Source organism: Frigoribacterium sp. Leaf415, from assembly GCF_001424645.1.
Taxonomy (GTDB): Bacteria; Actinomycetota; Actinomycetes; order Actinomycetales; family Microbacteriaceae; genus Frigoribacterium.
In genome coordinates, this window is record NZ_LMQR01000001.1 from 2,590,646 (window position 1) to 2,602,870 (window position 12,225).

The following is a 12,225-nucleotide window of genomic DNA, read 5'->3' on the forward strand; positions in this document are numbered from 1 at the left end:
GCGCTGAACTGTACAGCGCATGCTGACCTGTCGTCGAGGCCTAGGGTCGCCGTGCGGCCCGACGACGGCGGAGGACGACCAGGCCGACGCCCGCGGCGAGCAGCCCCAGCGCGGCGGCGACGATGCCGACCACGTGGTCGGAGCCGGTGGAGGCCAGGTCGGCGCGAGCAGCCGCGTCACGAGCGACGGCGTCACGGGTCGCCGCGTCGGCCGCGGTGATCGTGCCGGACGCGGGCTGCTGCACCGCGCCTCCTGCGACGGGCTGTGCCGAAACGACGGGCGTCGTCGAGCCCGGGTCGACCGGTGCCGGGTCGACCGGTGCCGGGTCGACCGGTGCCGGGTCGACGGGTGCCGGGTCGACCGGTGCGGGGTCGACGGGTGCGGCGGCCAGCGACACCGTGCCGTCCGCCGCGACGGTGATCGGCACCGACATGGCGGCCGCGAGGTCGAGGCGCTGCCAGCTGCCCGAGGCTCCCTTGTCGAGCGGACGGCCCGAGTCGATGGCGGTGAGGGCGAGCACCTGGCGACGCTGGTCGTCGGTCAGAGTCGGGCGGCTCGAGATCAGCAGCGACTCGGCTCCGGCGGGGACGGTCATGGCCTGCCCGGCCGTTCCGACGAGGGGGAAGTCGTAACTCATGCGGTCCTGGTAGACGGCCAGCGCCTCCTGGTCCGTGAGGTAGGGGGTGTCGGCGGCGATGCAGACGTCCAAGGAGGCGCCGCATCCGGCCTCGAGGACGTCGCGCAGCTCGGCGCCCGCCTCCTCGAACAGCACGCGGAACTCGGGGTCGGCCCAGCGGCGCTCGACGATCTCCTGGCCCATCATGCGACCACTCATCACGTCGAGCGGATAGTGCGCGGCCATGACGACGCGGTTGTCACCGGCCTCGGAGGTGCGGGCCAGGATCTGCGGGGCGAGCTCGGGCAGCATCGTGGCGAGCGAGGTGCCCTGCCAGTAGGCCTGCGAGGTGTGGCCGCTCGGGTACGCGCCCGAGGTCGAGGCCCAGGCGTCGCCACCCGGCTTGTCTCGGTAGGTGAGTCGCTCGGGGAACCGGATGTACGGGCGGTCGTAGTCGAAGTGCTCCTTGGCGGGGTTCGACGACGAGTAGTAGCCGACCAGCCCGCCGTCCTTCGCGAGCAGCGCGGCGGTCTTCGGCAGCTCGCCGGCGGCGCGGGCGGCGCGGTAGATCTCGCCGAGCCGGGTGCCGAGGCCGTCCGACATCGAGACGGACATGTCGGCGTACTGGTCGACGATCGCCCGGTCGACCCGGGCAGGGGTGGCGCCCTGGTTGATCGCCACGGTCTTCTCGTCGTTCAGCGCGATGATGTCGGGACGCTCGGCCCGCAGCGTCGTGAACTGGTCGATGATCGGCACGTAGTCGTACGTCGCGTTCGACGCGTACGGGTAGCTCAGCCGGTCGGGCTCGAACGGGGTGGCCGCCGAGGCCGAGAGGGCGCCGAAGCCCGAGAGCAGCACGCCCAGGCCCGTACTCGCGGCGAGCACCGAGGCGCGGCGGACGGGCCGGCGGTCGGCCGCGCGTCGGGGGCGGCGGGGGGTCGTGGTCGTGATGATCGTGCCTCTCGTGGGTGCGTGCACCGACCTGCGTCGGCGGCCCGGTGGGGCCACGCCGAACGGTAGGGAAGCGGAGTGGCGCACGTCTGGACGACAGGTGACGCTCAGGTGACCTGGCCCTGACCTCGTTCGTCGTCGGCGTCTTACACCGGTGACGCACCGTCCCGACCCATCGTTGGTCACCCGACCAACGTCGACGGCGAACGCGTGCATCGCGCCGCCGGCGGCCACAGGATCGTTCTCGCAAGGCAGTTCCACTCGACAACACGAAGCACCGCAACTCGAACTCCTACGACAACGAAAGAGGACGAACCATGAGCAACCTGAAGTCGAAGACCGCCACGATCATCGCCGCCGTCGCCGTGAGCGGCGTCGCCGTCACGGGGCTGAGCGGATTCGCCGCCGCCCCGGCACAGGCGGCGACCACCGCCCCCGCCTCGCCGGAGTCCAGCACCGGCAGCCCGATCACGGGCAGCGTCACCCTCGACCCGCTGGCGATCGTCAGCGCGATCAGCGCCGCCGTCAACGACCAGGGCGACCGGTCGGGCGCCGTGCTGGCCGCCCTGGACGTCGGCTACTACAACGCCGGCAACCCCGACCGGCTCACGGTCGCGGTCGTGAACAAGAACCAGGACATCACCGTCGAGGGCTCGATCGTCGACGCCCAGCCGATCGACATCAAGGGCGGCAGCTACGTCATCTACTGGTTCGACGGCCCCGGCAAGGTCACCAACAACGGTGACGGCGGCTACCTGAACTGGGGCGTGCTCGGCAACAACGTCAAGACCGACAACGTCATCAGCATCAACGGCGGCTGACCCACCGCGGCACCGCGAACCCGCCCCGACGTCCTCACCGGACGCCGGGGCGGGTTCCTGTGTGCGCGGTCAGGCCGGGGGCAGTTCAGGAGGCGCGGGTCGGGTCGGCGCCTGGACCGCCCTCGGTCCGCCCCGTCGTCGGTCCCGCCGCACGATGCGTGACCGGATGACGCCCTTCACGAAGGCGACCGAGACGAGGGCCGTCCGGTTGGGGGCGCTCCACGACCGCATCAGTCGCGCCAGGTGCCAGGCCACGGCCTGGCGGCTGTAGGCCGTCTCGCGGGCGATCTCGGCGTTCGAGAGACCGTAGGCGGTGAGGGTGAGCATCTGCCGTTCGACGTCGTCGAGGTCGGGGGCGTCGGCCACGAGGTCGAGCGCGACGTCCGACCCCGAGGACGCCGGGGGTGGCTGGGTGCCGCCCGCGCCTCCTGGTCCCCCGCCCGGCGGGGCGGCGACGAGACGGGGCCGGTGTCGCGCCCACTCCTCGGCCCAGCAGGTGCCGAGCTCGTGGGCGACCTGGGCGGCGCGGGCCATGGCGAGGACGAGGGCGCCGGCCTGCCCGCCCGACGCCGAGTGCATGACGAGGGAGAAGATGCGGAGAGCGGGCAGGGCCCCGCGCAGGACGACGGCAAGGTCGACGTCGGGGCAGGTCGCGCTGCGGCGGGCGACGGCACGCAGGTCGTCGAGGCACGAGGCCGGCAGGGGGCGGCCGTGCTCGACCGCCGCGAGGGCCGGGGCGAGCACGATCGGCACGATCTCGGCGTACCGGTCGCGCAGCCACGACCGGCCGGCCGCGCCGACGTCCTCGAGCGAGCAGTCGAGCAGGAGGTCGCGGAACTCGTCGTGCCGGGCGTCGAGCCGCAGCCCGAGGGGCTGACCCGGACGCATGATCGCCGTCGGGCGCCCCGTCGTCGTCGCCCGAGCCGTCGTCGTCGGGCGGTCCGCGGGGACGCCACCCTGCTCGGTCAACGTCTCACCTCCGGTCGCGGAGCCGGCCCCGGGGCCGGTCGGTCCCGCCTGACGGGCCCATCACCGAGCCTAGGAGCGCCCGGTACGCCGCACAGTCGGCTGGCTGGCCGACCCCGGTGTCCCCCGGAGGTGCCGAGCGGACAAGATTGCCTCTTCGGCCCGGTGGGTTCAGCGGACGACCGCGGGCGGGGGGAACACCACGCGCACGGCGAGCCCGCCCGAAGGAGGCGCGTCGAGCGTCAGCGTCGCCCCGTGCGTCTCGGCGACGGCCGCGACCAGGGCCAGGCCGAGGCCGTGGGAGCCGGCCACCCGGCCCGCCGACCGGTAGAAGGGCTCGGTCAGGCGCGCGACCTCGGCCGGGTCGATGACCTCGCCGCCGTTGACCACGTGCAGGATCGGCGCCCCCGAGGCGTCGGTGCCGACCGTCACGTCGAGCCGGCCGCCGGGCACGTTGTGGCCGATGCCGTTGCGGACGAGGTTGCCGACGAGCACGGAGAGCAGGGCCCGGTCTCCGGTGACCTGCGCAGGACGCGAGGCGCAGCGCACCTCGACCCGCGCCTCGGCGGCGGCGGACGCCGTGGCGGCCAGGACCTCGTCGACCACGGCGACGAGGTCGACCCGGTCGGCGGCCACGCCGTCGCCGGACTGCGCGTCGGACAGGGCGAGCAGCGCCTCGACCGTCGCGATGCTGCGGGTGTTCATCTCGCGAAGGCGGTGGATCGTCACGACCGGCGGTGAGCCAGCCGCGTCACCGACGCCCGTCGGGTCGGGCGCGAGGGCCGCGTCGAGCATCGCCTGCGTCGTCGCGAGGGGCGTGCGGAGCTCGTGCGAGGCGTTGGCGGCGAAGCGACGTTGGGCCTCGTACGAACGGTCGAGCCGGTCGAGCATGTCGTCGAACGTCGTCGCGAGGCGTCCGAACTCGTCGTCGGGGCGCCCGGGCGCCATCGTGGCGAGCCGTCGCCGGAACGACCCCGCGGCGCCGTGCTCGGCCTCGCGCGCCGCGGTCGCGAGGTGCTCGACCGGCCGGAGGAGGCGCCCGGCGACCACCCAGCTCAGCCAGACCCCGACGACCAGCGCGACGACGAACACGATCGACGACGTCGTCAGGAGCACGCGCAGGAGGTCGCTCTCGCCCGAGATCGTGAGCGCCGCGCGCAACTCGGCGGTCTCGGCGACGGGCAGCGTCTCGGCGGCGGGCGGTGTCCCCCCGGCGACCACGCCGGCGTCGACCGAGGGCGCCCACGAGGCCGTCGGCGACGCGAGGTCGCCCGACTCGGCGCTCGACGTGCGCAGGGCGGTGATGCGGTAGTCGGGCACGAAGCGCATCACGAGGAAGACCGAGGCCACGATCGACAGGCCCACGACCGTCAGCACCGCACTGAAGGTGGCGGTGAGCCGGAGACGCGCGCTGCCCCGGTGACGCAGCCCGCGCCTCCTGGGCCTCGCGAGCGCCGGGTCGGCGCCGCCGGTCACGAGCCGGCCTCGGCGGCGATGCGGTAGCCGCTGCCGGGGACGGTGTGGATCAACCAGGGCTCGCCCAGGCGTCGCCTGAGGTTCGAGATCGTGACCCGCACCGAGTTCGTGAACGGGTCGGCGTTCTCGTCCCAGGCCTTCTCGAGCAGGCGTTCGGCACTGACCACGCCCCCGTCGGCGGCGAGCAGCACCCCGAGCACCGCGAACTCCTTGCGGGTCAGCTTGACGTAGCGGCCGTCGCGGTAGACCTCGCGACGGAACGGGTCGTAGCGCAGGTCGCCGCAGAGCGTGACGGGCGGGCGGGCCTGGCGCGGGCGCCGGGCGAGCGAGCGCAGGCGGGCGATCAGCTCGGGGAACTCGAACGGCTTGGCGAGGTAGTCGTCGGCACCCAACTCGAACCCGTCGACCTTGTCACGGGTGCGACCGGCCGCGGTCAGCATCAGGATGCCCGGCCCGTCGCCGGCCGCGGCCACCGAAGCGCAGACGTCGTCGCCGTGCGTGCCCGGCAGGTCGCGGTCGAGCAGCACGACGTCGTAGTCGTTCACCGCGATCGCCTCGAGGGCGGCGTCACCGTCGTGCACGACGTCGACGGCCATCGCGTGGCGCTCGAGCACCGTCTGGACGGCCTCTGCGAGGTAGACCTCGTCCTCGGCGATGAGTACGCGCACGCTGGCTCCTGTTCGGGTCGAGGGGGACGGGACACGGAAGCCCCCACCCCTCGAGGATGACATCTCGGATGTCACCGAAACGTAAAGCCGGCCGTTTACGGGCTGGCAACGAGCCGTGCGGTGGTCTGGACCCCGTCGCCCGACGAGGGCGACGCCGTGACCACCGGTCACGGCCCGTGACCGTGAGAGGCCAGGAGTCCTTCCATGCCCCGAATCCGCAGCGCCCTGTTCGCCGCCCTCCCCCTGCTCGTCGTCGCCCTGGCCGGCTGTTCGACCTCCGCCGACGACGCCCCCGAGACGAGGTCCGACTCGCAGATCGCCGCCGACGCCCAGGCCTGGGACCTCGCGAACGCGAGCTGCATGCGCGAGGCCGGCGTCGACATCGGCGATCCCTCGGGCGACGGCGGAGGCATGGCGATCTCGCGCGGCGACGACATGGACATGGATGCCCTGTCGGCCGCCTCGGAGAAGTGCAGGGAGTCGACGACCGACGAACTCGGCGAACGCCCCGTGACCGCGTCCGAGAAAGAGGACCAGGACGAGTTCGAGGCGACGCTGCGCGAGTCGACCGAGTGCCTCCGGGACGCCGGCTACGACGTACCCGACCAGCTCGACGGCACCGGTGGCACGGACTCGATGGACGACGTCCCCGAGGACGTCCTCGAGGAGTGCGGCGCCTTCGGCAGCATGTCCACGACGGTGACGCGGTGAGGCCGTCGCGCCGAGCCGTCGCCTGGTCGTCCGTCGCCGGCGTGGCCGTGGTCGGGGCCGCCGTCACCGCCGTGTTCCTGGTCGGACCACCCGGGGCGTCCCGTGCCGCCGACGCCGACGAGAGCACGACGACGAGGCCCGCCACGGCCGTGGTCGAACAGGGCACGCTGACCGGCACGACGACCAGGGCGGGCAGGCTCAGCCGCCTCGACGGACCGACGATCACCGGGTCCGCACCCGGCACCATCACCTCGCTGCCGAAGGTCGGCGACGCCCTCTCGGCACGCAGCGAGCTCTTCCGGGTCGACGACGAACCGGTCACCGCGTTCGAGGGCGCCCTGCCGCAGTGGCGGGCGTTCGAGCAGGGCATGGCGAAGGGCCCGGACGTGCGACAGCTCGAGGACAACCTGAAGGCCTGGGGGTACTTCCCGGGCACCCCGGACGACACGTTCGACCGGCGCACCGCGAACGCCGTCTCGGCCTGGCAGAAGGACACCGGCCAGGAGCGCACCGGGTCGATCGCCCGGGGTGCCCTGCAGTTCGTCACGGGGTCGTTCACGGTCAGCACCCTGACGGCGGCCGTCGGCGACGCCTCGGGCGGCGACCTGTACGACACGGCACGCGACGACAAGGTCGTCTCGGTCGACCTGCCCGTCGGGTCGCCGCTGGCCGCCGTCGACGGGGTCGTCTCGGTCGCGCTGCCCGGTCACGGCACCGTTCCCGGGCGGGTGTCCGACGTGGGGGCGGCCGTGGCCGACGAGACCACGGGCAAGACGACGGTCCCCGTCACGGTGTCGCTCGACGATCCGGCGGCGACCGGCGACCTGACCGACGCGTCGGTGCAGGTCGACTTCGTCTCGGAGGTGAAGGAGGACGTGCTGCACGTGCCGGTCCTCGCCCTGGGCGCGGCCGTCGACGACGGCTTCGTCGTCGAGGTGCTCCAGCCGGACGGCACGACGACGGCCGTGCCGGTCGAGGCCGGCCTGTTCGCCGGCGACCGGGTCGAGGTGACCGGCGACGTCCAGGCCGGCGACGAGGTCGTGGTGCCCGCATGAGCGCCGTGATCGAGCTGCACGACGTCACGCGCGAGTACGGCCGGCCCCCGACGACCGCGTTGTCGTCGGTGTCGCTGCGGATCGACCGCGGCGAGCTCGTCGCGATCGTCGGCCCGTCGGGATCGGGCAAGTCGACCCTGCTGAACGTCCTCGGCACGCTCGACCGCCCCACCTCGGGCACCGTGCTCGTCGACGGCGTCGACGTGGCCGAGCAGAACGACCGTGAGCTGTCGGCTCTCCGGGCGCACCGCATCGGGTTCGTCTTCCAGCAGTTCCACCTCAGCGAGGGCGTCAGCGCGACCGACAACGTCGCGAACGGCTTGCTCTACGCGGGCGTGCCGCTCCGGCAGCGGCGAGCGCGGGCACGCGAGGCTCTCGAGCGGGTCGGGTTGGGCCACCGCCTGACCCACCGGCCGAACCAGCTCTCGGGCGGTGAACGGCAACGGGTCGCCATCGCGCGCGCCGTCGTGCACCGCCCGTCGCTGCTGCTGGCCGACGAACCCACCGGCAACCTCGACACGAAGGCCGGCGAGGGCATCGTGTCGCTGCTCGGCGAGCTGCACGCGGAGGGCACCACGATCGTCGTCATCACCCACGACGTCGAGCTCGCCGAGCGGTTGCCCCGGCGGGTGACGATCCGCGACGGGCACCTGGTGCACGACAGTGCGACCCTCGCGGGGGTGACCGCATGAGCGCCTCGGAGACTCCCTCGCGCCTCCTCGGGTCGGACGTCGTGCGACTGGGGGTGTCGGGGCTGGCGTCCCGACCCACCAGGGCCGTGCTGTCGGCGCTCGGCATCGCGATCGGCATCGCCGCCATGATCGCCGTGGTCGGCATCTCGACGTCGAGCCAGGCGAAGCTCGCGGCGACCCTCGACGAGCTCGGCACGAACCTGCTCTCGGCCTCCCAGGGGAAGGATTTCTTCGGTGAGGCCGTCGACCTGCCCCTGACCGCGGGGACGTCGGCCGGGCACACCGAGGGGGTGCGATCGGCCGCGACCACCGGCACGGTGGCCGACGTCGGCGTGTACCGCAACAGCGCCGTGCCGGAGGGCAACACGAACGGCATCACGGTGCGGTCGGCATCACCCACGCTGCCGGACGTGCTGGAGGCCCACGTGGCGAAGGGCGTCTGGCTGACCGACGGCATGGCTCGGTACCCCGTGGTCGTGCTCGGTGCCGAGGCGGCGAACCGGTTGGGCGTCACCGAACCGGGACGGCACGTGATGATCGGCAGTGCCGAGTACGTGGTGGCGGGCATCCTCGAGCCGGTGCCGCTGGCGGCCGAGATCGACTCGTCGGCGCTCATCGGCGAACGCGCCGCGGAGGCGATGGCCGGTTCGCCCGTCCACCCGACCGCCGTCTACGTGCGGGCGGACCCCGCCCGGGTGCCACAGGTGCGCGACGTGCTCGCGCGGTCCATCCAGCCGCGGAGCCCGTCCGACGTCGAGGTGACGCGGCCGTCCGACGCGCTGGCGGCCCAGCAGGCCGCGGACCAGGCGTTCACCGGGCTGCTGGTCGGCCTCGGAGGGGTGGCACTGCTGGTCGGCGGCATCGGCGTGGCGAACACGATGGTGATCTCGGTGCTCGAGCGGAGGCGCGAGATCGGGCTGCGGCGGGCGCTCGGCGCGACGCGATCGCACATCCGGCAGCAGTTCCTGGCCGAGGCGCTGTTCCTGTCGCTGCTCGGCGGAATGGCCGGGGTGCTGCTCGGCGTGGCGGTGACCGGGGTCTTCGCGGCACTGCGGGGGTGGCCGCTGGCGATCCCGCCCGTGGTGCTCGCCGCCGGGCTCGTCGCGACGCTCGTGATCGGGGCGCTGGCCGGGCTGTGGCCCGCGGTGCGAGCAGCACGCACCCCGCCGACGGAGGCGCTGCAGTCGTGAGGCGGGCGCCTCACCACCAGAACGGTGCCTGCGGGCGGTAGGGCTCCTCGAGTCGGCGGACGTCGTCGTCGGTGAGCTCGACGTCCAGGGCGGCGACGGCGTCGGCGAGGTGGTGCGGCTTCGTCGCGCCGACGATCGGGGCCGAGACGACGGGGTTCCGCAGCACCCAAGCCACGGCGACCTGGGCCATCGACACCCCGTGCTCGGCGGCGACCTGCTCGACGGCGTCGATGATCGGGCCGTCCTCGTCGACGTCGAAGGCCTTAGCGACCTCGTCGACGGCGGACCGCTCGGTGGTCGCCCCGCGCGGTCGGGTGAGCCGCCCCTTGCCCTGCGGCGAGTACGGCACGAGCCCGACGCCGAGGTCGGCGCAGAGCGGGATCATCTCGCGTTCCTCCTCGCGCTTCAGCAGGTTGTACTGGTCCTGCATGGTCGAGAAGGGCGTCCAACCGTTGACCACGGCGGCGGTCTGCATCTTCGCGAACTGCCAGGCGAACATGCTCGAGGCACCCGTGTAGCGGACCTTGCCGGCCCTGACCAGGTCGTGGAGCGCCTCCATCGTCTCCTCCACCGGGGTCTCGGGGTCGAAGCGGTGGATCTGGTACAGGTCGACGTGGTCCGTGCCGAGTCGCGTGAGCGAGGCGTCGATCTGCTCGAGGATCGCCTTGCGTGAAAGGCCCGCTCCCCCCGGACCGTCGTGCATGCGACCACTGACCTTGGTCGCCAGCACGACGTCCTCGCGGCGCGAGTACTCGCGCATCGCTCGGCCGACGAACTCCTCGCCGGTGCCCTGCTGGTAGACGTTCGCGGTGTCCCAGAAGGTGACCCCGAGCTCGACCGCCTGGCGGAAGAACGGTGCCGAGGCCGCCTCGTCGAGCGTCCACGAGTGCAGGCCGCGGGTGGGGTCGCCGTAGCTCATGCAGCCGAGGCCGATGCGGCTGACCTGCAGGCCTGTCGTTCCCAGACGGGTGTACTTCACGGTCGTGCCTCCTCGGCGTTCGGGGGTGATGTGGTCTCGATGGCGGGGTCCACGGCATCGGTCGCGCCGGGCGCGCGGCGGTGGAAGAGCGCGGCGATCGCCCAGGGGCCCGGCTCGAGACGCACCGCCATCTCGTCCAGCACCCGCGCCTCCTGCTCTCGGTCGCGTGTGAGGTCGGAGATCTCGCAGGAGGCGCGCCACCACATCGCGAGGCGGCTCACGACCCGGCCGCCTCGCGCGGTTCGCTCGCGACGTCGGGTCGGTCCGGCGCGTCGGCGCGGACGACCGCCGGGTCGGCCTGGGGAGCCGCCCAGCTGGCGAGGAGGCGGAGGCGCTCCTCGGTGGGCGAGCCGGGCTCGGCGCTGTAGACGAGGAAGTTCAGGCCCGGGCGGCCCATCGGCTCCATGGCCTCGTAGACCATGTCGAGCTGACCGACGACCGGGTGGTGGAAGCGCTTCTGGCCCGACGTGTGGTGACGCACCTCGTGGGCGCCCCAGCGGGTGCGGAACTCGTCGCTGCGGGTGGAGAGCTCGCCGATCAGGTCGTGCAGGGCGCGGTCGTGCGGGTCGCGGCCGGCCTCGGTGCGCAGGATCGCGACGTTGATGTCGGCGGCGACCGACCACGACGGGTAGAAAGCCTCGGCGAGCTCACGGTGCAGGAAGACGAACCGGGCGAGGTTCACGGGCCGCTCGTCGAGGGCGTAGAGGTCGGAGTAGAGCGCGCGGAAGAGCGCGTTCTCGGCCAGGACGTCCATGCGGCCGTTGCGGACGAAGGCCGGCCCGGCCGTCACGGCGTCGAGCACGAGCTGCATGCTGCGCGAGACGGTCTCGGGCGGACGGCGTCGTCGCCGGGCGCGCACGGGCGACTCGTTCGCGGCGCGGGCGAGGTCGGCCAGGTGCTCGCGTTCGGCGTCGTCGAGCAGCAGGGCGGTCGCGAGCGAGTCGAGCACGCCCTCGGACACCCCGCCGAGGCGCCCGCGTTCGAGCCGCGTGTAGTACTCGACGCTGACGCCCGCGAGCAGCGCCACCTCGCTCCGCCGCAGTCCGGGCACGCGGCGCCCGGGTCCGCCCGGCAGCTCGACCTGCTCGGGCCGCACCCGCGCCCGTCGGCTGGTCAGGAAGTCGCGGATCTCGCTCTCGGTGTCCATGCCCACGACGCTACGACAGGGGCGGGTCGCGGTGGGATGCCCTGGCGGGGCCTCCCTCGGGCGAGCCTGAGTGCCTCGAACCACATGCGGGACGATGAACCACGAGAAAACGGGACGCATCGTCCCGATCAGGGTTCATCGCGAGCCCGACCGCGCCGCTCGGTAAGATCCGCACGTGCCTTCGACCCTCTACGAGCAGATCGCCGACGAGCTGCGGCGGCGCATCCTGAGCGGCGACCTCGCGGTCGGCGACGACGTGCCGAGCGAGGGCGAGCTGGCCGAGCAGTGGCGCACCTCCCGCGGGCCGATCCGCAACGCCCTCGCCGCCCTCCGCTCCGAGGGCCTGGTCGAGACCCGGCGCGGCCGTCCGGCCCGGGTCGTCGCGCGCAAGGCGCACCATCCGGTCGACGTGTCGATCCCCTTCACCAAGTGGGTGCGCGACGTCGGCGGCGAGCCCGGCGCCCGCACGCAAGAGGTGTCGCTGCGCCGCGCCGACGACGACAAGGCCCGATCGCTCGGCATCGAGCCGGGCGCCCTCGTGGTCGACGTCGTCCGGTTGCGACTCGTCGACGGCCGTCCGACCATGCTCGAGCGCCTGACCTTCATCGAGGAGGTCGGCCGCGTGCTGTTCGACGTCGACCTCGACACGGTGTCGATCACCGAGTACCTGGACTCGCGGGGCTTCGGCTACGCCGACATCGACCACGAGATCGACGCGGTCGCCGCCGACGAGCTCGACGCCGAGCTGCTCGGGGTCGAGCCCGGCACACCGATCCTGCGGCTGCACCGCATCACCCGCGGCCCCGACGGCCGCACCTTCGAGGCCTCGGACGACCGCTACCGCAGCGACATCGTCCGCTTCACCGTCTCGGCGTCGGGCCGGGCCCGCGAGGGCGACCACTTCATCCGCGCGATCGGCCCCTGAGCGGCGGCACCCGCCCCATCACCCCGTC

General features: G+C 73.2%; 13 protein-coding genes. 6 read left to right on the forward strand and 7 right to left on the reverse strand.

Annotation, left to right across the window (positions count from 1 at the left end):
- Positions 1–40: 40 nt before the first annotated feature.
- A complete protein-coding gene (locus ASG28_RS11980) occupies positions 41–1,594 on the reverse strand; it encodes an acid phosphatase (protein ID WP_200925293.1) in 1,554 nt (517 codons plus the stop codon).
- A 290-nt stretch (positions 1,595–1,884) separates the two neighbouring features.
- Between ASG28_RS11980 and ASG28_RS11985 the strand changes: the two genes are divergently transcribed.
- The gene (locus ASG28_RS11985) at positions 1,885–2,388 is read left to right on the forward strand and encodes a hypothetical protein (RefSeq protein WP_055975409.1); all 504 of its coding nucleotides are present in this window, start codon (positions 1,885–1,887) and stop codon (positions 2,386–2,388) included.
- Positions 2,389–2,457: 69 nt separating this feature from the next.
- Here the strand turns inward: ASG28_RS11985 and ASG28_RS11990 are convergent, their stop codons facing one another.
- The 3 genes from ASG28_RS11990 to ASG28_RS12000 all read right to left on the reverse strand — a co-directional run bounded on the left by ASG28_RS11990 (position 2,458) and on the right by ASG28_RS12000 (position 5,498).
- Complete coding sequence (locus ASG28_RS11990; RefSeq protein WP_157485711.1) at positions 2,458–3,357, reverse strand: helix-turn-helix transcriptional regulator; 900 nt, start codon at positions 3,355–3,357, stop codon at positions 2,458–2,460.
- A 168-nt stretch (positions 3,358–3,525) separates the two neighbouring features.
- Complete coding sequence (locus ASG28_RS11995; protein ID WP_055975415.1) at positions 3,526–4,830, reverse strand: sensor histidine kinase; 1,305 nt, start codon at positions 4,828–4,830, stop codon at positions 3,526–3,528.
- A complete protein-coding gene (locus ASG28_RS12000; protein ID WP_055975418.1) occupies positions 4,827–5,498 on the reverse strand; it encodes a response regulator transcription factor in 672 nt (223 codons plus the stop codon). The genes ASG28_RS11995 and ASG28_RS12000 overlap by 4 nt, the downstream gene beginning before the upstream one ends.
- A 204-nt stretch (positions 5,499–5,702) precedes the next feature.
- Between ASG28_RS12000 and ASG28_RS12005 the strand changes: the two genes are divergently transcribed.
- The 4 genes from ASG28_RS12005 to ASG28_RS12020 are packed head-to-tail and all read left to right on the forward strand — an operon-like array spanning position 5,703 to position 9,146.
- A complete protein-coding gene (locus ASG28_RS12005) occupies positions 5,703–6,209 on the forward strand; it encodes a hypothetical protein (protein WP_055975421.1) in 507 nt (168 codons plus the stop codon).
- Positions 6,206–7,264, forward strand: coding sequence for a peptidoglycan-binding protein (locus tag ASG28_RS12010; protein WP_055975423.1), 1,059 nt, complete (start codon positions 6,206–6,208; stop codon positions 7,262–7,264). Before ASG28_RS12005 ends, ASG28_RS12010 begins: the two co-directional genes overlap by 4 nt.
- On the forward strand, positions 7,261–7,956 hold the full coding sequence (locus ASG28_RS12015) for an ABC transporter ATP-binding protein (RefSeq protein ID WP_043594658.1): 696 nt from the start codon (positions 7,261–7,263) through the stop codon (positions 7,954–7,956). The genes ASG28_RS12010 and ASG28_RS12015 overlap by 4 nt, the downstream gene beginning before the upstream one ends.
- A complete protein-coding gene (locus tag ASG28_RS12020) occupies positions 7,953–9,146 on the forward strand; it encodes an ABC transporter permease (protein ID WP_055975426.1) in 1,194 nt (397 codons plus the stop codon). The genes ASG28_RS12015 and ASG28_RS12020 overlap by 4 nt, the downstream gene beginning before the upstream one ends.
- A 10-nt stretch (positions 9,147–9,156) precedes the next feature.
- Here the strand turns inward: ASG28_RS12020 and ASG28_RS12025 are convergent, their stop codons facing one another.
- The 3 genes from ASG28_RS12025 to ASG28_RS12035 are packed head-to-tail and all read right to left on the reverse strand — an operon-like array spanning position 9,157 to position 11,272.
- The gene (locus ASG28_RS12025) at positions 9,157–10,125 is read right to left on the reverse strand and encodes an aldo/keto reductase (protein ID WP_055975429.1); all 969 of its coding nucleotides are present in this window, start codon (positions 10,123–10,125) and stop codon (positions 9,157–9,159) included.
- Positions 10,122–10,346 carry a hypothetical protein gene (locus tag ASG28_RS12030; RefSeq protein ID WP_055975431.1) on the reverse strand — a complete coding sequence of 75 codons (225 nt, stop codon included), beginning with the start codon at positions 10,344–10,346 and terminating at the stop codon, positions 10,122–10,124. Before ASG28_RS12030 ends, ASG28_RS12025 begins: the two co-directional genes overlap by 4 nt.
- Positions 10,343–11,272, reverse strand: coding sequence for a helix-turn-helix transcriptional regulator (locus ASG28_RS12035; RefSeq protein WP_082454618.1), 930 nt, complete (start codon positions 11,270–11,272; stop codon positions 10,343–10,345). The genes ASG28_RS12030 and ASG28_RS12035 overlap by 4 nt, the downstream gene beginning before the upstream one ends.
- A 175-nt stretch (positions 11,273–11,447) precedes the next feature.
- Here ASG28_RS12035 and ASG28_RS12040 point away from each other — a divergent pair, with 175 nt between their 5' ends.
- Complete coding sequence (locus ASG28_RS12040; protein WP_055975433.1) at positions 11,448–12,197, forward strand: GntR family transcriptional regulator; 750 nt, start codon at positions 11,448–11,450, stop codon at positions 12,195–12,197.
- Positions 12,198–12,225 lie beyond the last annotated feature (28 nt).